21 protein-coding genes are annotated in these 22,506 nt (G+C 69.2%); 10 read left to right on the top strand and 11 right to left on the bottom strand.

Annotated elements, in window-relative coordinates; genetic code table 11:
• Window positions 1–61: 61 nt before the first annotated feature.
• From ilvD to EJO66_RS06140, 5 genes are all read right to left on the bottom strand, one after another.
• Window positions 62–1,759 (bottom strand): dihydroxy-acid dehydratase, encoded by a 1,698-nt coding sequence (ilvD, locus tag EJO66_RS06160; RefSeq protein ID WP_124958170.1) that lies wholly within the window; start codon window positions 1,757–1,759, stop codon window positions 62–64.
• Window positions 1,756–2,211, bottom strand: coding sequence for an aconitase X swivel domain-containing protein (locus tag EJO66_RS06155; RefSeq protein WP_125964766.1), 456 nt, complete (start codon window positions 2,209–2,211; stop codon window positions 1,756–1,758). Before EJO66_RS06155 ends, ilvD begins: the two co-directional genes overlap by 4 nt.
• A 127-nt stretch (window positions 2,212–2,338) precedes the next feature.
• A complete protein-coding gene (locus EJO66_RS06150; protein WP_125964765.1) occupies window positions 2,339–3,634 on the bottom strand; it encodes an aconitase X in 1,296 nt (431 codons plus the stop codon).
• Window positions 3,635–3,685: 51 nt separating this feature from the next.
• Complete coding sequence (locus tag EJO66_RS06145) at window positions 3,686–4,528, bottom strand: IclR family transcriptional regulator (RefSeq protein ID WP_124958173.1); 843 nt, start codon at window positions 4,526–4,528, stop codon at window positions 3,686–3,688.
• Between the two features lie 68 nt (window positions 4,529–4,596).
• Window positions 4,597–6,048 (bottom strand): FAD-dependent oxidoreductase, encoded by a 1,452-nt coding sequence (locus tag EJO66_RS06140; RefSeq protein ID WP_125964764.1) that lies wholly within the window; start codon window positions 6,046–6,048, stop codon window positions 4,597–4,599.
• Window positions 6,049–6,213: 165 nt separating this feature from the next.
• On the opposite strand from EJO66_RS06140, the gene EJO66_RS06135 reads away from it, so the two are divergent.
• The 4 genes from EJO66_RS06135 to EJO66_RS06120 all read left to right on the top strand — a co-directional run bounded on the left by EJO66_RS06135 (window position 6,214) and on the right by EJO66_RS06120 (window position 10,377).
• The gene (locus tag EJO66_RS06135; RefSeq protein ID WP_124958175.1) at window positions 6,214–7,212 is read left to right on the top strand and encodes a Bug family tripartite tricarboxylate transporter substrate binding protein; all 999 of its coding nucleotides are present in this window, start codon (window positions 6,214–6,216) and stop codon (window positions 7,210–7,212) included.
• Window positions 7,209–8,225, top strand: a complete 1,017-nt coding sequence (locus tag EJO66_RS06130; protein ID WP_125964763.1) for a Bug family tripartite tricarboxylate transporter substrate binding protein — start codon at window positions 7,209–7,211, stop codon at window positions 8,223–8,225. Before EJO66_RS06135 ends, EJO66_RS06130 begins: the two co-directional genes overlap by 4 nt.
• Before the next feature lie 80 nt (window positions 8,226–8,305).
• Window positions 8,306–8,971 carry a response regulator transcription factor gene (locus EJO66_RS06125; protein WP_125964762.1) on the top strand — a complete coding sequence of 222 codons (666 nt, stop codon included), beginning with the start codon at window positions 8,306–8,308 and terminating at the stop codon, window positions 8,969–8,971.
• Window positions 8,968–10,377: an ATP-binding protein gene (locus EJO66_RS06120; protein ID WP_125964761.1), complete on the top strand. Its 1,410-nt coding sequence runs from the start codon at window positions 8,968–8,970 to the stop codon at window positions 10,375–10,377. The genes EJO66_RS06125 and EJO66_RS06120 overlap by 4 nt, the downstream gene beginning before the upstream one ends.
• On the opposite strand, the gene EJO66_RS06115 is transcribed toward EJO66_RS06120, so the two are convergent.
• The 5 genes from EJO66_RS06115 to EJO66_RS06095 all read right to left on the bottom strand — a co-directional run bounded on the left by EJO66_RS06115 (window position 10,365) and on the right by EJO66_RS06095 (window position 14,276).
• Window positions 10,365–11,180: a MipA/OmpV family protein gene (locus EJO66_RS06115; protein ID WP_125964760.1), complete on the bottom strand. Its 816-nt coding sequence runs from the start codon at window positions 11,178–11,180 to the stop codon at window positions 10,365–10,367. The genes EJO66_RS06120 and EJO66_RS06115 overlap by 13 nt on opposite strands.
• 122 nt (window positions 11,181–11,302) lie before the next feature.
• On the bottom strand, window positions 11,303–12,175 hold the full coding sequence (locus EJO66_RS06110) for an alpha/beta fold hydrolase (RefSeq protein WP_125964759.1): 873 nt from the start codon (window positions 12,173–12,175) through the stop codon (window positions 11,303–11,305).
• Window positions 12,176–12,203: 28 nt separating this feature from the next.
• Window positions 12,204–13,031 (bottom strand): DODA-type extradiol aromatic ring-opening family dioxygenase, encoded by an 828-nt coding sequence (locus EJO66_RS06105; protein ID WP_124958181.1) that lies wholly within the window; start codon window positions 13,029–13,031, stop codon window positions 12,204–12,206.
• Window positions 13,032–13,108: 77 nt separating this feature from the next.
• A complete protein-coding gene (locus EJO66_RS06100) occupies window positions 13,109–13,351 on the bottom strand; it encodes a hypothetical protein (RefSeq protein WP_240648518.1) in 243 nt (80 codons plus the stop codon).
• A gap of 139 nt (window positions 13,352–13,490) precedes the next feature.
• On the bottom strand, window positions 13,491–14,276 hold the full coding sequence (locus EJO66_RS06095) for a helix-turn-helix transcriptional regulator (RefSeq protein WP_124958182.1): 786 nt from the start codon (window positions 14,274–14,276) through the stop codon (window positions 13,491–13,493).
• A 168-nt stretch (window positions 14,277–14,444) separates the two neighbouring features.
• Between EJO66_RS06095 and EJO66_RS06090 the strand changes: the two genes are divergently transcribed.
• The 3 genes from EJO66_RS06090 to EJO66_RS06080 all read left to right on the top strand — a co-directional run bounded on the left by EJO66_RS06090 (window position 14,445) and on the right by EJO66_RS06080 (window position 18,098).
• On the top strand, window positions 14,445–15,602 hold the full coding sequence (locus EJO66_RS06090) for a helix-turn-helix transcriptional regulator (RefSeq protein ID WP_124958183.1): 1,158 nt from the start codon (window positions 14,445–14,447) through the stop codon (window positions 15,600–15,602).
• A 94-nt stretch (window positions 15,603–15,696) separates the two neighbouring features.
• Window positions 15,697–16,158 (top strand): hypothetical protein, encoded by a 462-nt coding sequence (locus tag EJO66_RS06085; RefSeq protein WP_240648517.1) that lies wholly within the window; start codon window positions 15,697–15,699, stop codon window positions 16,156–16,158.
• Between the two features lie 77 nt (window positions 16,159–16,235).
• Window positions 16,236–18,098 carry an ABC transporter ATP-binding protein gene (locus tag EJO66_RS06080; protein WP_124958184.1) on the top strand — a complete coding sequence of 621 codons (1,863 nt, stop codon included), beginning with the start codon at window positions 16,236–16,238 and terminating at the stop codon, window positions 18,096–18,098.
• A gap of 16 nt (window positions 18,099–18,114) precedes the next feature.
• On the opposite strand, the gene EJO66_RS06075 is transcribed toward EJO66_RS06080, so the two are convergent.
• A complete protein-coding gene (locus tag EJO66_RS06075) occupies window positions 18,115–18,543 on the bottom strand; it encodes a VOC family protein (protein ID WP_124958185.1) in 429 nt (142 codons plus the stop codon).
• Window positions 18,544–18,617: 74 nt separating this feature from the next.
• Here EJO66_RS06075 and EJO66_RS06070 point away from each other — a divergent pair, with 74 nt between their 5' ends.
• From EJO66_RS06070 to EJO66_RS06060, 3 genes are all read left to right on the top strand, one after another.
• A complete protein-coding gene (locus tag EJO66_RS06070; protein ID WP_164547775.1) occupies window positions 18,618–19,238 on the top strand; it encodes a TetR/AcrR family transcriptional regulator in 621 nt (206 codons plus the stop codon).
• A gap of 351 nt (window positions 19,239–19,589) precedes the next feature.
• Window positions 19,590–21,002 carry a DUF2868 domain-containing protein gene (locus EJO66_RS06065; protein ID WP_124958186.1) on the top strand — a complete coding sequence of 471 codons (1,413 nt, stop codon included), beginning with the start codon at window positions 19,590–19,592 and terminating at the stop codon, window positions 21,000–21,002.
• Window positions 20,999–22,414, top strand: coding sequence for a GTPase/DUF3482 domain-containing protein (locus tag EJO66_RS06060; RefSeq protein WP_125964758.1), 1,416 nt, complete (start codon window positions 20,999–21,001; stop codon window positions 22,412–22,414). The genes EJO66_RS06065 and EJO66_RS06060 overlap by 4 nt, the downstream gene beginning before the upstream one ends.
• Window positions 22,415–22,506 lie beyond the last annotated feature (92 nt).

Raw genomic sequence — 22,506 nt, 5'->3', positions numbered from 1 at the left:
GGCTGCGCCACCGGGTGCGCGCGGGGGTGCGCGCCGGTTGGCGAAGCCGGGTGAAAAAGGCCTAGGGCTCGGGGCGTTCGGTGCGCACGAGCACGGCGCCCTTCGAGAGCGGGCTCACGTTGCGCCGGTACTGCTGCAGCCAGCCGGTGTCGAAGGCCGGCGGGGGCGCCTGCCAGTCGGCGCGGCGTGCGGCGAGTTCCGCATCGGTCAATGCGATGTCGAGGCGGCGCGCATCGAGATCGATGGTGATCACGTCGCCATCGCGCACCAGCCCGAGCGGCCCGCCGAGCGCGGCTTCGGGCGACACCTCGGCCACCACCAGCCCCTTGCAGACCAGGCCCGAGAGATGCCCGTCGGTCAGGATCGCGACCTGGTCGCCCAGGCCCGCGCCATCGATCGCGAAGACCACGCGCGAGGCGCCGCCGCCCATCGCCGGGCCGCCGCAGGCGCCGGCGCCGCGCATCACCACCACCTGGCCCGGTGCGATCTCGCCCTTCTTGAGCGCCGCGATGGCGGCATCGGATGTCCAGAAGCACACGGCCGGCCCGGTGAAGCTGCGCACCTTGCGCTCCACGATGCCGGTCTTGATCAGGCCCGACTCGGGCGCGAGGTTGCCGCGCAGCAGCACGATCGCGGGATGCGGCGCGACCGGGCGGTCGATGGGGCGGATCACCTCGGCGCTGGCGACTTCGGCACCGCGCAGGTTGTCGGCGACCGTGCCGCCCGTGACGGTCAGCGCGCCGGTGTCGAGCAAGGGCGCGAGTTGCTTCATCAGCGCGCGGCAACCGCCCGCTGCCTCGAAGGCCTCGATGCTGTGCTCGCCGATCGGCCGCACGCCGGCCAGCACCGGCGTCTTCGGGCCGAGGCTTTCGAACAGGCCGTACACGTCGACGCCGCACTCCCCTTCGGTCGACACGGCCTGCAGGTGCTTGGCCGTGTTGAGCGAAGCGCCGATGGCCAGCACCGCGCGCACCGCGTTGGCAAAGGCGCCGGGCGTGAGGATGTCGCGCGGCTTGAGGTCGTCCCACACCATCTGCACGATGCGCGTGCCGGCGGCGCGCACGTCGGCCATCATCTTTTGGCTCAGCGCGGCCACCGGCGCACTGCCCGGCAAGGCCATGCCGAGCGCCTCGCACACGATGTGCATCGAGTTGGCCGTGCCCAGGCCCGAGCACACGCCCGGACCGCGGATCGCCTCGCGGCTCATGCCCACGAGTTCTTCCACCGGCAAGTGGCCCGTGACCGCATGCATCGCGCCGATGAACACTTCCTCGATGTCCATGTGCTTGCCACGATATTCACCGCTGGGCTGGTAGCCGCAGGGCACGAGCAGGGTCGGAATGTTGAGCCGCGCGGCCGCCATGAGCTGGCCCGGCACGGTCTTGTCGCACGAGGTGAGGCAGACCATGCCGTCGAGCTGCGCACCCTCGACGGCCACCTCGATGTCGTTGGTCACGAGGTCGCGCGCGCCGAGCATGTAGGCGCCGCGCGCGCCCGCGCCGGTGATGAAGTCGCTGGGCGCGGCCGTGCGGATCTCGAAGGGCACGCCGCCGGCGGCGCGGATCGCGGTCTTGATTTCCGCCGCCACCTTGTCGAGGTGGCTGAAGCACGCCGCCAGTTCCGACGAGCTGTTGACGATGGCGATCTTCGGCTTCTCGCAATCCTCTTCCGGAATTCCGAGCGCGCGCCAGTGGGCGTTGCGCACCGACCAGAGGTACGAACCGCGCGGGAAATTGCTGCGCAGGGGACGGGTGGTCATGGACGGTCTCCAGGTTTGTTCTTTTTGGTGATCTCGATCACGCCGCGGTCGGCGTCGACGCGCACCCAGTCGCCGGTCGCGATGCACTCGAGCGGGTCGCGCTCGAAATCGGTCATCGAGGGCGAATGCGTGACCACGGCGCCCAGCGCCATCTTGGTGGTCATCTCGTTGAACAGGAACGCCGCGGGCGCCGAGTTCATGAGCCGCGTCATGTGGAACATCGCGGACCAGCCCGACGAGCCCTTCGCCCCTGGAAACACCAGCACCTTGCCCGCGAAGCTCTGGCCGCGCAGTTCGTGCCGCGTCTCGATGACGGTGCCGGTGCGCGGATCGATGCCGCCCCAGCCCGAGATGCGGTCGCGCGTGACGAGTGCCTCGCCTTCGGCCACGCCGCCGACCACCTTGCGGCCGCGGATCACGAGCGTGGATGTGTTGTCTGCGATCACGCTCATGGTTTTGCTCCTTCCCCCTCTGGGGGAAGGTTGGGATGGGGGCTGGCAGAGCGCTCGACGGATGCGCCGCATGCCCCCACCCCTGCCCTCCCCCGGAAGGGGAGGGAGAAAGTCCGGAAAGCGAGCCTCATTGCATACCTCCATTCCACCGCCCCGTACACGCCGCATCGATGCACTCCGCCGTGCTGCCGAACCACGCCTGCACGCCGAGGATCGCGGGCAGGTAGTGCGCCTGCTTGGCCGAATCGAGCGCCACGGTCTTCGTGCCCTTGGGCACGGCGCGGCTCATGGCGGAGCAGCTGTCGGTCATGAGGATGCCGCCCGCGTCCTCGATGATCTTCGTGTAGCCGTTGCGGTCGGCCAGCGACTTGATGGCGCGCGGCGTGAAGATCCACAGCTCGCAATCGGGGTGCACGCGGCGGCCCTCGATGAGCTGCGCGGCCTCCCAGATCTGCTCGATGGTGTAGTGCGGGCAGCCGAGCATCACGTACTGCACCTCGGCGTCCTTGCCGGTCGCGTTGATCTTCTCGTAGGTGGCGCGGCGCTCGGTTTCGCCAAAGCGCAGCACCTCCACCGGCGCGCGGCCGCCCAGCGCCTGCTCGAGCGTCAGCGCCTCGGGCGTGATGCCGGCGATGTGGTACATCTCCACGCCGCCCGAAGACGAAGCCGCCGCACCGAAATGCTTGAGCCGCGGCAGGTTGGGCACGCGGCCGATGCCGCGCCGGCTGTGCACCACCGGCACGCGCTCCTGCACATGCTCGCCGATGTAGTAGCCCAGCAGGCCCCAGTCCTGCACCGACTCGACTTCGACGTCGAGCTCGACCACGTGCGTGGCATGGCGGTTCTCGTCGAGGTGGTAGCCCCAGTAGGGAATGCGGCCCGTGAGCATGGCGGCGCCCGTGCTCTCGCGCCCTTCGGTGTTCGTGCGCGCGCCGAGCACCGAGTTGCAATACACCACGGCCGACGACTCCATCCACGCGCAGTGCTCGCCGCGCGTCGGAATGTTGCCGACCTGGTAGGGCGTGCAGGTGTTCATGATCTGCGCGCCCAGGCCCGCCGCATGGCGCTCGCTCTTGTTGTAGAACTGCACGATCTCCTCGCTCACGCCCATGCGCTCGGGCTGGCCGGGGTCGAAGCCCAACTGCAGGTGGCTGGTGAAGACCTTGAACTTCGGAATCTCCACGGTCTCCTGGCTGTCGAGGCTGAACTCGGAGAACACCGCATCCATGCCGCCGCCCTTGGCCAGGGCAAAATCGCGCTGGAACGGCGTGGTCGAGGTGATGGTGGCGCAGACGTTGCGCGTTTCCACCAGCCGCTCGGCGCCCAGCGCTTCACCGTAGCGCATCAGCAGGTCCATCGCCTTCTGCACGGCCGGTCCGTCCCGGCCGTCCATCATGGCTTTTTCTTCATCGCTCAGGTGCATGGCCCTGTGTCTCCGTTTTTATGTGTCGTGGGGTCGTGAGGATTGGCCGGGCTAACCCGGCAAGGGCGTGGGCACGTGGCCGCCGATGTCGCGCGCGATGGTGAGCGCGATGTCGTGCAGGCGCGGTGCGAGCTCGTTGCGCAGGCGCTCCTCGGTGAACACGAAGGCCGCGCCGCCGCCGTTGAGCGCCATCACCTCGCCGTCGGGCCCGATGAGCGGCACCGACACCGAGTTGATCTCGCGGTGGAACTCGCCAAGCGAAAGGCAGTAGCCCAGCCGCCTGGCTTCGCCGATGGCGCGCGTCATGCCGGGCGCAATGCTGTCCCACTCGGGGCCGCGCAGGAGGCGCATCGAATCGACCAGCTGGTTGCGCTGCGCCTCGGGCAGCGCCGAAAGGTAGGCGCGGCCCAGGGCCGAGTTGGCCAGCGGCGCGCGCGAGCCCACATCGAGCCGCGCCGAGAGCATCGACGAACGCGGCCGGCAGGCCTCGATCAGCACCATCTCCATGCCGTCGCGTATCGCGAGGTAGACCGAGGCGCCCACCTCTTCGGCCATCGCCTGCATGCTGGGCCGCGCGGCGGCGCGCACGTCGAGGCTGCCGAGGAACACGCGCGACAGCGACACCACGCCCGGCCCGAGCATGAAGCGGTCGGCCACCTGCGCGGCCTTGAGCATGCCCAGCGAGAGCAGCGTGGCGACGAGCCGGTTGACGGTCGGCCGCGGGATGCCGGTCATGCGCGCGATGTCGGCATGGCCCAGCACGGGACGCGCCTCGCTGAAGCAGCGCAGCACCGAGATGCCGCGTTCCAGCGCGCTCACGGTGTCGGCGCGGTCGCCGCGCGCGTCGGCGGCATCGGCCGCGGAAAAAGAGGTGTCGTTTTTGTCAGTGGACATGGAGGAACCCTTTGCAAGACTCTGCAATGTAGAGGCTGGCGAAAGCGCGTCGGCCGGGTTCATGCGTTTCAGGTACCGGCTTCGGCCGCGGCCCACGCCTGCGCGCCCTGCCCGGCGCCGGCGCGCAGGTACACGCCCTGCGCGAGCAGCGCCGACTGCAGCGCGCCCACGTCGACGAAGCGCGGTTCGATGCCGCCCCGCGAGGCCAGCGCCGCCGCCACGCCCGCGGCCTGGCCGGTGATCCAGCATTGCGGAATCTCGCGCATGAAGCCGTGCGAGTTGCGGTCGCACGAAATGTGGCGCCCGCAGGCCAGCAGGCCATCGAGCTGCTGCGGCACCAGCGCGCCGTAGGGAATGGAGATGTTCGGAAACTTCGGCGACACCGCGGGCGTCACGCCCACCTCGTCGGCCAGCGCCACGCCGTCGGGCCACTGGCTGCGCAGCACCGCGCCCACGCCGCAGAGGCGCCGCGCATGGCGCACGCCGATCTGCGGCGCGCTCAGCATGAGGTACGCATCCTCGAAGCCCGGCGCATGCGCCTTGAAGTAGTCCAGGTGCGCGGCCATGGCGCGGTGCGAGCGCACTTCGACGGCCGTGAGGTCGTCCACGTCGAGCGCAGAGTAGCCCGACTGCCGCGGCCCCATGAACAGCGCCACGTCGTTGCGCCACGAGACGAAGGGCCGCTCGAACAGGCCGCACGCTTCGCGCCCGCGCGCCATGAAGGCGCTGAACGCCTCGGGCTGGCCGGCCTTGAACTCGATCCAGCGGTTCATGTCCACGCCGCCGAACAGCCACGAGGTGTTCATGCAGTGGTGCACGTCGGCCTCCTCAATGTCGTTCACGAAAGCCGCGCCGGCGCGCGCGAACAGGTCGCCGTCGCCGGTGGCGTCGACCACCACGTCGGCCATGATCGCCATGCGGCCTTCCTTGCTCTCGAACACCACGCCCTTTACCGCGCCGTCCTGCACGATCGGAATCGCGGCCCACGAGTGGTAGATGAGCTTGACCTTGCGCTCCAGCACGATCTCCTGCGACAGCAGCTTGAGGCGCTCCGGGTCGATGGTGGGCGACCATGTGACCACGCCGTGGTAGGCGGCCGTGCGCTGCGACCAGTGCGCGGCCTTGGCCGCGTCCTGCGAGCCCCAGTCCTCGCGCGCGGGTCCGGCGATGGCATCGGCCGGCAGGCGGTCGAACAGCTCTTCGGCAAAGCCGCGGATCACGAGCTGGCCTTCCCAGTCGGTCATGCGGTCGATCCAGATCACGAGGCCGCCGGTGGAAAGGCCGCCCAGGTGGTTGTAGCGCTCGAGCAGCGCCACGTCGGCCCCAGCGCGCGCGGCGGCTGCGGCGGCCGCGGTGCCCGACGGCCCGCCGCCCACCACCAGCACGCCGCAGCGGTGGTAGACCGGAATGTCCTTGCCGGGCTCGGCCCAGGTGCCGTGGTCAGGACGCTTGACGCGGCTGTCGCGGTCGAAGATGTCGGAGGACAGGATGCGCTCGTCGGTGCGGACGACAGTTTTCATGGATGAGTGTCTTGGATGGGCTGTTTCGTCGTATTTTGATTTCAATGTTCATTTTGTCAAACATAAAAGTCTGAAAAAGGCATTTCTTCGGGGTATTCCCTAGTCAATGTGGATTTTTATGGTTTTCTAAATCAATATAAGAAGAACATTCCAACGGAGACACCAATGAAGAAACCCTGCGGCACCCGCCGCGCATTCGGCGCTGCGCTCGGCGTGGCGGCCCTCCTGGGCGTGGCGCCCCTGGCGCTGGCGCAAGACTTTCCCGTGCGCGGCGGCAAGCCGATCCGCATCGTGGTGGGCTTCACGGCCGGCGGCGGCACCGATGCGCAGGCGCGCATCGTGGCGCAGAAGCTCGGCGAGGTGCTGGGCACCGGCGTGATCGTCGACAACAAGCCCGGCGCCAGCACCATGCTGGCAGCGAGCGAGGTGGCGCGCGCGCTGCCGGACGGCTACACCCTGCTCTATGCGCCCTCCTCGACCATGGCGCAGAACCCGCACACCTTCTCGCAGGTGCCCTACGACCCGTTCAAGGACTTCACCGCCATCTCGATGGGCGGCCGCGGTCCGCTGGTGCTGTCGGTGAGCACCACCGTGCCGGCCCACAACGTGAAGGAGCTCATCGCCTACGTGAAGGCCAACCCCGGCAAGGTGAGCTATGCCTCGTTCGGCGCGGGCACCTCGTCGCACATCTACGGCGAGGCCTTCGTGAAGAAGGCCGGCATCGACGCGGTGCACATTCCCTACAAGGGCGGCTCGGACGCGGCCAAGGACCTGATCGGCGGCCGCGTGCAGTACATGTTCGATTCGGCCTCCTCGGCCATCATCACCTCGGGCACCGGCAAGGTGAAGATCCTGGCGATTGCCGCGAACGCGCGCATCGCCGCGCTGCCCGAGGTGCCGACCTTCGCGGAGCAAGGCCTGGCGGGCCTCGACCTGCCGAGCTGGCTCGGCTTCTACGGGCCGGCCCACATGCCCGCGCCGGTGGTCGCGAAGCTCAACGCCGCGCTCACGCAGGTGCTGGCGATGCCGCAGGTGCGCGAGTTCTACCGCAGCGGCGGCTACGAAGCCGGGGCAAGCACGCCCGAGGAGTTCGCCGGCGTCACGCGCTCGACCTACGAGCGCTGGGGCGCGATGGTGCAGCAGGTCGGGCTGGCGAAGCAATGAACGCCTCGCCGCATTCCTCCATCGGCCGCCGGCGCGTTGCCGCGTGGCTCGGGTTCGCACTCGGCGCGGCCGCGCTGCCGTGCGCCGCGCTCGCTGCCGGGCCCGCGGCCTTCCCCGAGAAGGGCCGCAGCATCCGCATCGTGCTCGGCCTTGCGGCAGGCGGCGCCTCGGATGCGCAGGCGCGCTTCGTCGCCAACAAGCTCGGCGAGGTGCTGCAGACGCCGGTCATCGTGGAGAACCGGCCGGGCGCGAGCTTCATCCTGGCCACCGAGGAAGTGATTCGCGCCGCGCCCGACGGCTACACGATGATGTACGCGCCCTCTTCGGTGGTGGCGCAGAACCCGCAGACCCTCGCGCAGGTGCGCTACGATCCGTTCAAGGATCTGACGCCCATCTCGCTCGGCGCGCGCGGTCCGCTGGTGCTCACGGTGCACGCCAGCGTGCCCGCGCGCACGGTGCAGGAGCTGGTGGCCCATATCAAGGCCAACCCGGGCAAGATGAGCTATGCCTCCTTCGGCACCGGCACCTCGTCGCACATCTACGGCGAGGCCTTTGCGAAGCAGGCGGGGCTGGACGTGGTGCACGTGCCCTACAAGGGCGGCGCCGATGCCGCGAAGGACTTTCTCGCGGGCCGCGTGCAGTACTACTTCGACGCGGCGCCCAACGCGATCCAGAACACCGCCACCGGCAAGGTCCGCATGCTCGCGGTGGCAGCGCCCAGGCGCAGCGCGATGCTGCCCGACGTGCCCACGATGACCGAGCAGGGCGTGAGCGGGGTCGACATGCCGAGCTGGCTCGGCTTCTACGGCCCCGCGCGCATGCCGGCGCCCGTGGTCGCCCGGCTCAACGCCGCGCTCGCGCAGGTGCTCGCGATGCCCGCCACGCGCGACTTCTTCCGCCAGGGCGCCTACGAGGCCGAGTCGTCGAGCCCCGCGCAACTGGCCGAGCTCACGCGCGCGACCTACGAGCAGTGGGGCGACATCATCCGCAAGCTGGGGCTGGCGAAGCAATAGCGAAGCTCGAACTTAAAAAGATATTAAAAACTCTGGGGCATCATCCGCACTGCTTCCCGCCGCCACACCCACATCACCCCATGCACCTGCTCCTGGTCGAAGACGATGCCATGCTGGGAGAGGCGGTGTGCGACGGCGCGCGCCAGGGTGGCTGGACCATTGACCATGTCTGCGATGCGCCCGCGGCCCGGCTCGCGCTGATCGACCATGCCTATGCCGCTGTGCTGCTCGACATCGGGCTGCCCGGCGAGTCGGGGCTTTCGGTATTGCGCGCGATGCGCGGCCGCTACGACCCGACGCCCGTGCTGATGCTGACCGCGCGCGGCCAGCTCAGCGAGCGCATCCACGGGCTCGACGCGGGCGCCGACGACTACATCGTCAAGCCCTTCCAGTTCGACGAGCTCTGGGCGCGCGTGCGCTCGGTGATCCGGCGCAGCCAGGGCCGCGTGATCCCGGTGTTCTCGCACGGCGACATCGAGGTCGACCGCAGCCGCCGCGTGGTGTCGAAGGCCGGCGTCGAGGTGACGCTGAGCGCGCACGAATACCGCACGCTGCTGGCACTGCTCGAGCGGCCCGGCCACGTGGTCACGCGCGACCATCTGCAGGACGCCGTCTACGGCAGCGCGAGCGCGGTCGAGAGCAACACCATCGCGGTGTTTATTCACCAGCTGCGCCGCAAGCTCGGCGACGACCTGATCCGGACCGTGCACGGGCACGGCTACGTGGTGGGCCAGCCGCGTCCATGAGGCTGAACTCGCTGCAGGCGCGGATGATCATGGTGATCGCCGCGACCATCGCGCTGTGCTGGGCGGTGGCGCTCGCGGTGCTGTTCGTCTATCTCACGCACAACAGGAACAGCATCTGGGACGACAAGCTCCAGACCATCGCCACGCGCATCCTGCTGACCATTCCCGGCGAAGACAAGCTCAAGGGGCTGCGGCCGCGCCCCAACGGCCTTCAGCTGCGCGATGAGGCGCTGCCCGAGAGCGACGCGCTCGCGTTCCAGATCTGGCTCGATGACGACCGCCTGCTCGTGCGCTCGCCCGGCGCGCCCGATACCCCACTGCGGCCCGGCTTCGCGGGCGGCGCGGCCACCAGCGTGATCGCCGGCGCGCGATGGCGCGTCTACTCCGTCTCGGACAAGACCGGCCGCGTGCACGTGCAGGTGGGCAACCTGCACAGCGTGGTGGACGCCGAACTGCGCGGGGACGCGATGACCGCACTGGTCATCAACACGCTGTTGCTGCTGCTCGTGGGCGCGCTGATGTGGTTCGTGGTGCGGCGTTCGCTCAAGCCGGTGCTGGCGCTGGGCGAGCAGATGCGCCAGCGGCGCAGCTTCGACCTCACGCCGCTCTCTCCGGCGCCGCTGCCGCGCGAACTGCATCCGCTGGTCGCGTCGTTCAACCATGCGTTGCGGCAGCTCGACGAGGCGGTCGAGGGCGAGCGCCGCTTCATCGGCGACGCGGCCCACGAGCTGCGCACGCCGCTCTCGGCGCTGCAGGCGCAGGCCCAGATCGCACTGCGCGCCCCCACCGCGGCCGAGAAGGACGTGGCGCTCGCCAAGCTGCTCGCCGTGGCCGAGCGCAGCACGCGCCTGTCGGAGCAGCTGCTCGACCTGGCGCGCCTCAATGCGGGCGCCAACGCGCCGCAGCATGCGCCGGCCGACCTGGGTGCGCTCGTGATGCACGTGGCGAACGAGTTCGACGTGCATGCGCTCCAGCACGCGCGCACCATCCTGCTCGACGCGCGGCCCTGCACCATCCGCTGCGACATCGACGAGATCGGCATCCTGTTGCGCAACCTGGTGGACAACGCGCTGCGCTACACGCCCAAGGGCGGCCGCGTGCGCGTGAGCTGCGGCCACGCGGCGGGCACCGAAGCCGACGAGGCCCGGCGCGTCTACCTCGAGGTGGCCGACGACGGCCCGGGCGTGCCGGCCGCGGAGCGCGCCGCGATCTTCAAGCGCTTTCACCGCGTGGCGGGCACGCCGTCGCGCGGCAGCGGCATCGGGCTGTCGCTGGTGGCGGGCATCGCCGAGGTGCATCGCGCAGCGATCGAGACCGGCGCCGGGCTCGACGGCCGCGGCCTCGGCATTCGCGTGGTGTTTCCGGCGCTGGGCTCCGCCGGGGCTCTTCCGCTTCAGAACCTGTAGAGGTAGCCGACGCGCACGCCGGTCTGGCTCGATCGGCCGACCAGCGGGCTGTTCTTGATGCCGCTGCCGAGGCTGGTGCCGCTGAGATCCAGGAAGAGGGTCTGCTTCGGCGCCACGGCGTAGTCCACGCGCAGTCCCAGTTCGACGTTCGCGGCGGCGTCGCCTTCGTAGCGGGCGCGGTCCGGGCGGGACTCCGCTGCGCGCACGCCATAGTAGTAGTCGACGTACTTGCGATCGGCCCAATGCACCGCGAGCCGCGGCGTGAAGCTGAAGGCACCCGAGGTGAAGCGGCGGTCGACCTGCAGCTTGAACCGGGTGCCCTTGCTGTGCCCGGAGGCATCGGCCAGCAGCTCGGCCGACAAGTTGGCGAACTCGTTGCGCCAGATCGCAGCGCCCCCAAGCCAGATGCTGGCCTTGCGCTCGTCCATGCCGGCCAGGTAGGGGGAGTCTTCGGCCTCGTAGCCGTCGGACGCGTAGCGCGCACGCAGCCGGAACGACACCGGGCCGGCGGAAGGGAGCTTCAGGTCGAGGCTCGGGCCCGCAACGCTGACCCAGCGGTTCTCGTAGGTGACCATGGGGATGACGACCGCCTTGTCGTCGAATTCACGGTAGGGCTTGCGGTCCATGCCCGCCGCGATACCGAGGCCCCATTGCGAGCCCCCGGCCTGGAATTTCTCGTCGCCCGACTGTGCCCAGGCGAGGGGCATGCAGGTGGCGGAGATGGCGCCTACGGCGATTGCCGCGAAGGCCGAGCGGCCATGGAAACGGGGGCCTCGGGCGGCAAGGCGGGTTTGCTTCTTCATCAGGATCCTCAGGGTGAAAGGTCGAAGGTTCGAAGCGGCATCGCCGCCTCGCCGCCGGATGCTGACCCTGAGGCTTTAATAACTCTTTAGGCTTTTTAAGATTCGATGAATGGCCCCGGAGCTCAGCCCAGGAAGCGCAGCAGCAGCCGGTTGAATTCATCGGCGCGCTCGTACTGCGCCCAATGCCCTGCCCCTGCGATCACCACGCCTTCGCGCTGCGGATGGCCGGCCGTGAGCTGCGCCACCAGCGGCCGCGGATCGGCGGTGACGTCGTACTCGCCCCAGAGCAGCAATTGCGGCCCGCCCAGCGTGTCGAGCGCGGCCTGCAGGCCGCCCGCCTGCGACACCTCCTTGCTGCGAAAGCGCGTGCCGTGGCAGGAGATGTCGTGGATCTCGAAGGCCACCGGGTCGATCGCGGCCTTGTCGTGCAGCATGAGCGCGGCCAGGTTGTGCAGCAGCGCGGCGCGTTCCTGCCCGCGGTCGGGCGCGGCGCGCCAGTTGATCATCTCCACCGCCATGCGCCGCATCGTGCCGTGGCCGCCGCTGCCCACGAGCGCAAGGCGCCGGATGGCGCCGCGCCGCACCGCGAAGCGCGCGGCAGTGAGCCCGCCGAAGGAGAAGCCGCCCAGGTCGATGGGCGTGCCCGCGCCGATCAGCTGGTCCAGCGATCCGCCCAGCGCATCGAGCAGCGGGCCGAGCGGATCTTCGCCGGGCGCTGCGCGCGGCGGCGCATCGGAATCGTTGAAGCCGGGCATGTCGGGCAGCCACAGCGTGCGCCCGGCCGAGAGCGCCTCGACGTTGCGCAGCCAGTGCATCCAGCTGCCGTGGCCGCCATGCAGCAGCACCAGCGGCGCATGGGCGCTTGCACCGCCGAAGCGGCGCCAAGAGACGCGGACGCCGCCGTGCACCACGTCATGGCGCGTGCCGCTCGCGGCGATGCGTTCGATCAGGAGGCGGGCTTCTGTATTGAGATCTGGATCGGGAATGGAAGGCATCGCCCGATTCTGCCAAGGCGCGGCCTTTTCAGCTGGCGCCAGCGCCGAAGCGGTAGCTCGACACCACCAGTCCGCCCATGAAGGCCTCTTCGTGATAGACGCATTCGCCCGGCTCCTGCTCGGCCGCGCCGACCGCCACCATCAGCGGGATCAGGTGCTCCTCGCGCGGATGCGCCATGCGGGCCGATGGGGCCGCCGCCCAATCCTGCAGCCGCTGCACGCGCTCCTGCGGCGCAGACTGCACGGCGTGGTCGAGCCAGTCGCCGAAGGCCTTGGACGCGCCGTGCGCCTGCGGGCCGAAGTTGCGCAGGTTGTGATAGCTCAGGCCGCTGCCCACGATGAGCACGTTCTCGTCGCGCAGCGGCGCGAGCGCGCGGCCGAGCGCCAGGTGCTCCGCCGGATCGAGTCCGCGGCGCAGCGACAGCTGCACCACCGGCACGCCGGCATCGGGGTACATCGCCTTCATGGGCGAGAACATGCCGTGGTCGAAGCCGCGCTCGGGGTCGATGGCCGCGGGCAGCCCCGCCGCCTCGAGCAGCGATTGCACGCGCCGCGCCAGTTCGGGCGAGCCCGGTGCGTCGTAGCGCACTTCGTAGGTGTGGGCGGGAAAGCCGCCGTAGTCGTAGATCATCGGCGGCCGAGGGTTGCCCTGCACCGTGAAGACCGGCGCCTCCCAATGGGCCGACACCATGAGGATGGCGTCCGGCGTGCGGCCGATCTGGCGCGGCATGTCGGCCAGCGCCGCGGCCAGCTGGTCGTAGGTGGGACCCATTTCCTTCTTCATCCAGGGCCAGGGGCCGCCGCCGTGCGAGATGAAGTACGTGGGCATGCGCGAGGGGGTGGTGTCGTGGGTCAAGCCGATGCTCCTTGAAGGCGTTGCATCGACTGTAGCTGCAGACATTTCCCCTCAGGGAATCGAAAGACAGGAAACCCTCACAGTGCGGGGGGAAGGCATCGCAGGCGGGCTTCGTACGCTTCCCATTCACGCATGCGGTTCTCGAGGTCTTCAGGATTGACCGATTGCGCGAGGTAGCGTTCTCGCGGGTCGGCTGTTTCGGCACCGCAGCGCCGCACAAGAGCGCAGGCAGCACGCGTGAAAGTGCCGCGCATGGACGGGCTGGGCACCTTGGCTGGGTCGGTCGACAGCGGGAGCGGGAAGATTCGGCTCATGTTCATGGTCAACTCCTGGGTTGGAATCGCGTGTGACGTCTTCCCACGCGGAACGGCGAGGTCCCGAGCCTAGGGAGATCGCACGCTCAAGGAGTCATCGGAAACAATGACGCGGGAGATCGCCGCACTATCGATCGATGTTCGATCAGCGGGCTTCGGGCAGGCGCCCGAGCCAGAGCGAGGTCAGCGCCGCCCGGTTGTGGACGCCGAACTTGGCATAGATCGACTTCACGTGGATGTGCGTCGTATTCGGGCTTTGGCCCAGGATGCCTGCAATCACTTTCTCCGCCTTTCCCTCGAGCAATCCCAGCAAGACCCTTCGCTCCATTGCGGTGAGCGGCGCATTCGCGATGAGGAGTCCGTGGCTGAGCAATTGCTGGCGATAGAACCAGCGCAGCCCGCGAAGCGCCAGGCCGAAAGGATTCTTGTCCGCTGATGAGAACCGGGGAGCTTCCGTGCTTCGGAAAATGAAAAGGTGCACCCGCACATCGTCGTTGATGGCGCAACGCATCGACATGCTGTCCGCGTGTCCGATGGCAAGGTAGTGGCGCTGGTAGTGCGGACCGCTGAACCACTCGGGAGGCAGCGCTTCGAACAGGCGCTGGATGCGGAACGGTTCCTCGCCGGCTACGGCAAGGATCTGCGAGAGGTCGACGGACGGCGACCACAAGGTGTCGAACTGCTCCTGGACCGAAGCGGCAATCGGCGGCAAAGGCCGCAGGAGCCGGACGAAGAGAGGACGCCAGCCGTTCAATGCGTCGCCCAACGCGGGGCTTGGCAGCCGCACGACCACCGACCAGAGTGCGTTGTGCGCGCCGAAGATCGAACAGAGGCTGCACAGCAGATGCTCGAGCGCTTCATCGCCATCGCCGATGGGGTAGTTCGCGAGCTTGTCCCACAGGGCGTAGATTTGCTCGGTGCCATCGTTCATTGAAGGCTGGGCGGGGGACGCAACTCCTGCATTCAATGGGTCACCTGTTTAGGTTATTACGCGACGCAGCCCGCCTGCCTACGATCCGTCGATGAATCAGCCCCGCATCGTATGGCATTCGGCGGACCTTGTGCCCCCGGTCCGGGCATCGCTTCGGGACCGTGTGCGATGACGGCCCCGGAACAGATTCCCGCCGCCGAGCTGTCGGAGCTGATCGGTGCGATCTACGACTGCTCCCTCGACCCGCAGCGGTGGGCCGCAACATGCGCAAAGATTGCGCAGCGTTGCGACAGCGCCGCGGGCGGCATCTGCGTGCACGACCTGAAGCAGATCCGGAACGACCAGCTGTACGTCTTCGGCTATGAGCCGGAGTTTCTGCAGAAACTCGGCGCCCGGTACGCCGAGAGCCCGATGGCCGCGGCCGATGTCCTCTCGAACATCGGAGACGTGAGCGCGCTGTCGATGGAGCGTTTCCATCTGCATGACAGCCTTTTCTACCGCGAAGTCCTGCAGCCATACGGCGTGCTCGACATCATCTGGTTTCCGGCCTTGCGCACCGGCGGGCGCATGGCGTCCCTGCACGCGTCGCGCAGCGGCAAGTCGCCGCACTACCAGCAAAGCGACCTTGGCCTGTTCAAGCTCCTTGCGCCGCATGTCTGCCGCGCCCTGGCGATTTCCGATGCGCTCGACATCCAGGTGCTGAATTCCGAGGTGCTGAAGAGGACCCTCGATGGACTGGCGGCCGGCGTGTTCCTGGCGGCGCGCGACGGCCACGTCGTGTATATGAACACTGCGGCCGAGCGGCAGGTCAAGTCGGGCACGGCGATGCGCCTGGTCAACAACCGGTTGTTCCCGGCCTATCCGGCCGCTCGTGCCGCGTTGGCGCAGGCGATCCAGGATTCAGGCCGTGAGGGTGCCGACATGCGCGCCAAGGATCATGCGATCGGAATCCCCGATGGAACCGGCGGAGGCTACGTCGCCACCGTGCTGCCGATTGCCGATGGCCGGCGCGCCGGAATCCTCGCACCATTCGCGGCGAGTGTTGCCGTGTTCATCCAGGACCCTGTTCAGCCGCCGCTGATGCCTGGGGAGGCATTTGGACGGCTGCATGGGCTCACCGGCGGTGAACTGCGCGTGCTGATGGCGCTGTCGCAAGGCCTCGGCGGCATCGAGGCCGCCGGCATGCTGGGCGTGGGCGAGCCGACCATTCGCACCCACCTGCAGAGGATCTACTCCAAGACCGGCACCTCCAGGCAGGGGGATCTGCTGCGCCTGCTGCACCACTCGACACCTCCGACGCGGCACCAGACGCGCCTGGCGGATTGAGCGGTCGCATGCCCCCGTCATCGCTTCCGATGACGCGGCGGCTGCGGTGACCGCCTACGCTCGCGCACCAATATTGAAAAGAAGAGGGTTTGCCATGTTCGATCGTACCGTTCGATGCCTGTCCGCAGCAGGAGCCGCCATCATGCGTCGCCTCTCCAAGCGGACGCAGCTCATCGCGTCCTTCGCTACAGGGGCGGTTGTCTCCGGCGTTCTCTTGACCTTCGCGATGAACAGTCCGGCCGTCAGCGTCACGCCACCGGGCAAGCCTGCACGGGCAGCCGCGGCAGAGCCGTTCATTGCCGTGGCGCAGTCCAGGCTCGATCTGCTGCGCAACCAGGCGGCGAGCGGCGACGAATTTTCAAACTGGGCACTCTCCAATGCCTTGCTGGACAAGTTCGACCTGACTGGCGACTCGGATGACCTCTACGAGGCCATGGTCTGGGTCGACAGGCGTTCGGACATGTACGGCAACCAGGAACTGGCTGCACGCGTCATCGACCGCTACTGCGGGCACCGCGTGGTGCGCTGGCACTGGTTCTGCATTCTGGGCGAATGACGCCGGAACGCACCCTTTCGGGGCAAGGACATGCCACCCCGGGCTAAAGTCGCGGCTTCCCCTGGAGACCGCACGCCTTGTTCCGTTTCTTCGAAAAACTCCTCCATCCCTATCCCGCGGCCGAACCGGCGCCTCCGCCGACGGGCTTCTTCGCCTTCCTGTGGGCCTGCACCCAGGGCCTGCGCCTCAAGATGGCCGTCATGGCGGCGCTCACCGCGGTCATCTCGGGCTTCGAGGCGCTGCTGTTCGCGATCCTCGGGCGCATCGTCGACTGGCTCGGCGGCCAGGTGCCGTCGCGGCTGTGGGCCGAGCGCGGCGACACGCTGGCGTGGCTGGCCGCGCTGCTGGTGATCAGCATCGGCGTGGTCGCGCTGCAGACCATCGTCAAGCACCAGACGCTGGCGGTGAACCTGCCGATGCGCCTGCGCTGGAACTTCCACCGGGTGATGCTGGGCCAGAGCATGGCCTTCTACCAGGACGAGTTCGCGGGCCGCATCACGGCCAAGGTCATGCAGACCGCGCTGGCGGTGCGCGACACCCTGTTCGTGCTGGCCGACGTGGTGGTGGCGATGGGCGTGTACGTGGTGACCATCATCGTGCTCGTGACCGTGCTCGACGTGCAGCTGGTGCTGCCCTTCATCGTCTGGCTGGTGCTCTATGCGGGTGCGCTGATGTACTTCGTGCCGCGCCTGGGCAAGGTGGGCAAGGCGCAGGCCGATGCGCGGGCGCTGATGACGGGGCGCGTGACCGATGCCTACACCAATATCGCCACCGTCAAGCTGTTCTCGCACACCCAGCGCGAGGCCGGCTTCGCGCGCGAGGCGATGCGCGAATTCATGTACACGGGCTACGGCCAGATGCGGCTGGTGAGCGCCTTCGAGATCGTCAACCACACGCTCAGCATGGGCCTGACCGCGGGCATGGCCGGCACCGCGCTGTGGCTCTGGTCGAACGGCACGGTGGGCGTGGGCGCGGTGGCGGCGGCCACCGCGATGGCGCTGCGCCTGCAAGGCATGTCGCACTGGATCATGTGGGAGATGACCAGCCTGTTCGAGAACATCGGCACCGTGCAGGACGGCATGAAGACGCTGTCGCGCCCGCGCACCGTGCTCGACGCGCCCGATGCCGGCGTGCTCGAGGTGCCGCGCGGCGAGGTGCGCTTCGAGCACGCGAGCTTCCGCTATGCGGATGCGGGCCGCCGCGTCATCGACGACCTGAACCTGGTGGTGCGCCCGGGCGAGAAGATCGGCCTGGTCGGCCGATCGGGCGCGGGCAAGTCGACGCTGGTCAACCTGCTGCTGCGCTTCCATGACCTGGAGAGCGGCCGCATCCTGATCGACGGGCGCGACATCGCGCAGGTGACGCAGGATTCGCTGCGCAGCCACATCGGCATGGTCACGCAGGACACTTCGCTGATGCACCGCTCGGTGGCCGACAACATCGCCTACGGCCGGCCCGATGCCACGCCGGCCCAGATCGAAGCCGCCGCGCGGCGCGCCGAGGCGCACGACTTCATCCAGACCCTGGGCGATGCCAGCGGCCGGCGCGGCTACGAGGCGCATGTGGGCGAGCGCGGCGTGAAGCTGTCGGGCGGCCAGCGCCAGCGCGTGGCCATTGCGCGCGTGATGCTCAAGGACGCGCCGATCCTGCTGCTCGACGAGGCCACCAGCGCGCTCGACTCCGAGGTGGAGGCCGCCATCCAGCAGAGCCTCTACCGGCTGATGGAAGGCAAGACCGTGATCGCGATCGCGCACCGGCTGTCGACCATCGCGGCCATGGACCGGCTCATCGTGCTCGACGAAGGCCGCGTGGTGGAAGAAGGCGACCACCGCACGCTGATGGCCCGAGGCGGGCTCTATGCGCGGCTGTGGGCGCACCAGAGCGGCGGCTTCCTGGGCGACTCGCTCGAAGAAGAGGACGACCAAGCCCTGCGCGCCTGATCAGCGCAGGGCCGCCTCAGGCCGGAAGCGCGCCGGCCTCGTAGAGCCTGGCGAACTCCGCGCTCGGCGGGATCGGCTTGACGATGTCGATCAGCACGCCGTTCGGATCGCTGGTGATGAAGTGGCGCTGGCCGAAATCTTCGTCGCGCAGCGGCAGCAGGATCGGCAGGCCCGCGGCCGCGAGACGGTCGTGCACCGCGTCGGGGTCGTCCACCTCGAAATTGAGCAGCAGGCCGCCCGCCACCTGTCCGCGCGCAGCGGCGGGAATCGTCTCGTGCCGGCCATCCAGCACCGCCAGGTTGACCGAGGGCTCGCCTTCGAGCTGCAGATGCACATACCAGTCGCTCGCGAACAGCGGCACAAAGCCGAAGTGCGACTGGTAGAAGCGGGCCGTAGCGGCCACGTCGTTGGTCATGATCACCGGGTAGTAGCTTGTCACCTTCATGGCATCGGTCCTTTCAATTAGCATACAGACTGCATGTAAGTTTCCATATTAACCTACAGACAGCCTGTATGCAAATGCCCAAAACAAGCGCCACGCCCCCGTCCAGAACCAACCGTGAACGCACGGAAACCACCCGGCTCGCCTTGGTCGAGGCGGCGCGAGGCCTCTTTGTCAGCAAGGGCTACGGCGACACGTCGACCCCCGAGATTGCCGTGGCCGCCGGAATCACGCGCGGCGCGCTGTACCACCACTTCGTGGACAAGCGCGACCTGTTCCGGCAGGTGCTGGTGCGCGAGGCCGAGTCCGTGGCGGCCGGCATCGAGGCGGCCACACCCGGGCAGCTGACGCCGCGCGAGGCGCTGGCCGAGGGCAGCAAGGCCTACCTGGACGCCATGACCGTGCCGGGCCGCACGCGGCTGCTGCTGATCGAGGGCCCGGCCGTGCTGGGCCTGGCGGAAATCATGGCCATCGACGAGGCCACCTCGGCGAACTCGCTGCGCCAGGGGCTGGAAAGGGCCAGGGCGGGCAAGGAAGAGGTGCCGCTCGATGCGCTCGCCCGGCTGCTCTCGGCCGCGTTCGACCGGGCCGCGCTCGAGATCGATGCCGGCGCCAACGCGGACGACGTCCGCGCGGCGATGCTCTGGCTGCTCGAGCAGGCGCTGGGCCCCGAGCCCCGCCGCAAGCCGGCCGCCTGAGGCGCGCCGGCACGGCGCATGCGGTCGATCGGGCCTTGGCAAGTCCTACAGCACGGGCCGCCACTCGCCGACAGCAACCAGACACCCCGGGCGCAATGCTGAAGCTGTCGTCAACAACGAGGAGTCCTCGCGTGAATTCCATCATCTACATCGTCGGTCTGGTCGTCGTGGTCGTGGCCGTGCTTTCGTTCTTCGGCCTGCGCTGAAACCGGGCACGCGTTTTCGACTCGCCTGCTGAACAAGAACGGGGCCGTCCGCGGCCCCGTTTCTCATGGGTCCGCTGGAATGCGCCGGGCATAATTCGCGCGCCCCGGCAAGTTGCGGGGCACCACTTGCTGCGAAGGGACCCTGTTGACCAACACCGCGTTGCGCGAACCTGCCTTTCCGGACGCGGTCGTCACCGAAGCGATCCGATGGACCGAGGAGAACGGTCCGCTCGATGATGCAGAGGTCCTGCGCGCCGCCCTCCATCGCGCTTCCGATGCACCGGCACGGATCACCGCACGCGCGCTCCTGCTCGGTGAACGCATCGGGCTGCAATCCGAACTGGCACGCGCCCGCCACTGGGCGCCATGGGTGCTGCTCGGGCTGGTGGCGCTCATCGTCATGGCCGGCCTGGGTCTCGCGGGCAACGTGGTCGGCGGCGGCGAGCGGCATATCAACGTGATCGTCGCGCTCGCGAGCCTGCTCGGCCTGCACGCGCTCACGCTGCTGCTCTGGCTGGCCGGCCTGTGGCTGCCGCTCGGCGCGTTCTCCACCAGTTCGCTCGGCTGGATCTGGCTCTCGCTCACCGCGCGCGTGGCCGGCGGCAAGCGCGGCCAGGCGCCAGTGCTGGTGCGGGCGGCCACCGGCATGCTCGCGCGCGCCAGGCTGCTGCCCTGGGCGCTGGGGCTGGTGAGCCACGGCATCTGGTCGCTCTCGTTCGCGGTGGTGCTGGCCGCGCTGCTGTTCGCGCTGGCGTTCCGCAGCTACACGCTGAGCTGGGAGACGACGATCCTGGACCCAACCTTTTTCGTGCGCGCGGTGCAGATGCTGGGCTGGGCGCCGTCGCAGATCGGCTTTCCGGTTCCCGATGCCGCGACCGTGCTCTCTGCTTCGCCCGGCGCCGCGGGCCAGCGCAGCTGGGCGCTGTGGCTGACGGGCTGCATCGTGGTGTACGGGCTGCTGCCGCGCCTGGCGCTGGTGCTGCTGAGCGCGGCGGTGTGGCGGCGGCGCCGCACCGCGCTGCAGCCCGACTGGAGCGAGCCCTACTACCGCAAGCTCGCGGCTCGCTTCGCCGCGCTCGCGCCGCCCGCCATCGTCGATGCCGATCCGGGGCGCGCGCCGGGCGCGGCGCCGGCGGGCCTGGCGCCTTCGCAGTTGCGGGACGAACTGTTCGTCATCGGCTTCGAGCTGCCCCCGGATACGCCGTGGCCGCCAGAGGGCCTGCCCGCCGCCATCACTCCGGCCCAGGTGCAGCGCATCGACGGAAGCGCCCCCGCGCGCCGCGCGCTGCTCGACCGGCTGGCACAGGCCCGTCCGCGTGCCGTGCTGCTGGTGTGCCACGCCGCATCGAGCCCCGACCGCGGCACCGAACGCTTCCTGCGCGAAGTGCTGGCCCATTGCGGCGAATGCCGGCTCTGGCTGGCACCGGCCGCCAGGGACGCAGCCGGCGCGGACGCACCGCAGCGCTGGATCGACTGGCTGCAGGGCACCGGCCTTGCGCGCGTCGCTGCCACGCCCCGGCTCGAAGACGCATTGCAAGGCCTCGGAGCCAACCCATGACGCAGCAGCATCCAGCCATCCGCATCGCCGTGGTCGGCCACACCAACGCGGGCAAGACCTCGCTGCTGCGCACGCTGACACGGCGCGCCAACTTCGGCGAGGTGTCGCAGCGGCCCGGCACCACGCGCCATGTCGAATCGGTCGATCTGGACGTGAACGGCGAGGCCGCGGTGCGCTTCTTCGACACGCCGGGCCTGGAGGATGCGGTGGCGCTGCGCGAGCACCTGTCCGGGCTCGATGCGCAGGCCACGCCGCCCGAGCGCATCCGCCTGTTCCTGCAAGGCCCCGAGGCGCACGGCGTGTTCGAGCAGGAGGCCAAGGTGCTGCGCATCATGCAGGGCATCGATGCGGCCTTTCTCGTGATCGATGTGCGCGAGCCGGTGCTGCCCAAGTTCCGCGACGAGATCGAACTGCTCAACTCCTGCGCCCGGCCCGTGCTGCCGGTGCTCAACTTCGTGCGCGATGCGGCCAGCCGCGAGCCCGACTGGAAGGAACTGCTCTCGGCCTACGGCCTGCACGTGCAGGTGCGCTTCGATGCCGCCGCGCCCTTCGTGGGGGCCGAGCGCGAGCTCTACAGCGACCTCTCGACATTGCTGCGCGACCGGCGCGAACAGCTGCGCGCCGTGGTGGATTCGCTCGCCGCCGAAGCCGCGGAGCGACGTCGCGCGGCCTGCGCACGCATCGCCGAACTGCTGGTCGATGCCGCGGCGCTGCGCCGCACGGTGCCGGCCGAGGAATTCGCCGACACGGCGCGCCGCAAGGCCTTCGTCGCGGCCTTGCGGAAGGACGTGTTCGACAAGGCGCAGCGCTGCACCGACGACCTGCTCGCGCTCCATGGCTTTCGCCAGGACGATGCGGGCGAGGCGCCGCTGCCGCTCATCGAGGGCCGCTGGACGCTGGACTTCTTCAGCCCCGAAGCCATGAAGGACGCAGGCCTGCGGCTCGGCAAGGGCGCAGCCATCGGCGCGGCCGTGGGCGTGGTCGCGGACCTGGCCGTGGCCGGCATTTCGCTGGGCACGGGCGCGGCAGTGGGCGGCGCCATCGGCGGCGCGGTGTCGCAGGGCTGGGGCCCGTTCGGGCGCAAGCTGGCGAACCGGCTGCGCAACATGCACGAACTCACGGTCGAAGACGGCGTGCTGTTTGCAGTGGTGGCATGGCAGCTGAAGCTCACGCGCGCACTGGAGCAGCGCGGGCATGCGGCCACCGGGCGCATCGCGGCCGAAACGAGCGCGACGCAGGACGCGCCGACGCGCGCCACGGCCGCCGCCGTGCGCGCGGTGCGGCCCGCGCGCAGCCATCCCGAATGGGAATCGACGGGCGTGGCCACGCGCAGCTTCTGGCGCCCCGCGCCGCAGCGCGATGCGCTCGCGGCCGATCTCGCGCGCACGCTGCAGAGCGCCTTCGAATCCTGAGCGCCGCTCCAGCCTTCGCTTGCAGGCGGAGGCGATGGATTCCTACGCGCCGGCCCTGGCGCCCGCCCCACTCTTTTTCTGAAGACATCGAC

This window comes from Variovorax beijingensis (assembly GCF_003951285.1).
Lineage (GTDB): Bacteria > Pseudomonadota > Gammaproteobacteria > Burkholderiales > Burkholderiaceae_C > Variovorax > Variovorax beijingensis.
This window is presented reverse-complemented; position numbering and strand designations above follow the sequence as displayed.

What these genes read in the sequence shown, in the direction of transcription:
- EJO66_RS06135 (WP_124958175.1), top strand. Translation starts at nt 6,214, where the DNA reads ATGAAGAAACCCTGCGGCACCCGCCGCGCATTCGGCGCTGCGCTCGGC.
- EJO66_RS06060 (WP_125964758.1), top strand. Translation starts at nt 20,999, where the DNA reads ATGACGCAGCAGCATCCAGCCATCCGCATCGCCGTGGTCGGCCACACC.
- EJO66_RS06125 (WP_125964762.1), top strand. Translation starts at nt 8,306, where the DNA reads ATGCACCTGCTCCTGGTCGAAGACGATGCCATGCTGGGAGAGGCGGTG.
- EJO66_RS06100 (WP_240648518.1), bottom strand. Translation starts at nt 13,351, where the DNA reads ATGAACATGAGCCGAATCTTCCCGCTCCCGCTGTCGACCGACCCAGCC.
- EJO66_RS06090 (WP_124958183.1), top strand. Translation starts at nt 14,445, where the DNA reads ATGACGGCCCCGGAACAGATTCCCGCCGCCGAGCTGTCGGAGCTGATC.
- EJO66_RS06070 (WP_164547775.1), top strand. Translation starts at nt 18,618, where the DNA reads ATGCCCAAAACAAGCGCCACGCCCCCGTCCAGAACCAACCGTGAACGC.
- EJO66_RS06075 (WP_124958185.1), bottom strand. Translation starts at nt 18,543, where the DNA reads ATGAAGGTGACAAGCTACTACCCGGTGATCATGACCAACGACGTGGCC.
- EJO66_RS06085 (WP_240648517.1), top strand. Translation starts at nt 15,697, where the DNA reads ATGTTCGATCGTACCGTTCGATGCCTGTCCGCAGCAGGAGCCGCCATC.
- EJO66_RS06115 (WP_125964760.1), bottom strand. Translation starts at nt 11,180, where the DNA reads ATGAAGAAGCAAACCCGCCTTGCCGCCCGAGGCCCCCGTTTCCATGGC.
- EJO66_RS06110 (WP_125964759.1), bottom strand. Translation starts at nt 12,175, where the DNA reads ATGCCTTCCATTCCCGATCCAGATCTCAATACAGAAGCCCGCCTCCTG.
- EJO66_RS06120 (WP_125964761.1), top strand. Translation starts at nt 8,968, where the DNA reads ATGAGGCTGAACTCGCTGCAGGCGCGGATGATCATGGTGATCGCCGCG.
- EJO66_RS06155 (WP_125964766.1), bottom strand. Translation starts at nt 2,211, where the DNA reads ATGAGCGTGATCGCAGACAACACATCCACGCTCGTGATCCGCGGCCGC.
- EJO66_RS06140 (WP_125964764.1), bottom strand. Translation starts at nt 6,048, where the DNA reads ATGAAAACTGTCGTCCGCACCGACGAGCGCATCCTGTCCTCCGACATC.
- EJO66_RS06145 (WP_124958173.1), bottom strand. Translation starts at nt 4,528, where the DNA reads ATGTCCACTGACAAAAACGACACCTCTTTTTCCGCGGCCGATGCCGCC.
- ilvD (WP_124958170.1), bottom strand. Translation starts at nt 1,759, where the DNA reads ATGACCACCCGTCCCCTGCGCAGCAATTTCCCGCGCGGTTCGTACCTC.
- EJO66_RS06095 (WP_124958182.1), bottom strand. Translation starts at nt 14,276, where the DNA reads ATGAACGATGGCACCGAGCAAATCTACGCCCTGTGGGACAAGCTCGCG.
- EJO66_RS06130 (WP_125964763.1), top strand. Translation starts at nt 7,209, where the DNA reads ATGAACGCCTCGCCGCATTCCTCCATCGGCCGCCGGCGCGTTGCCGCG.
- EJO66_RS06150 (WP_125964765.1), bottom strand. Translation starts at nt 3,634, where the DNA reads ATGCACCTGAGCGATGAAGAAAAAGCCATGATGGACGGCCGGGACGGA.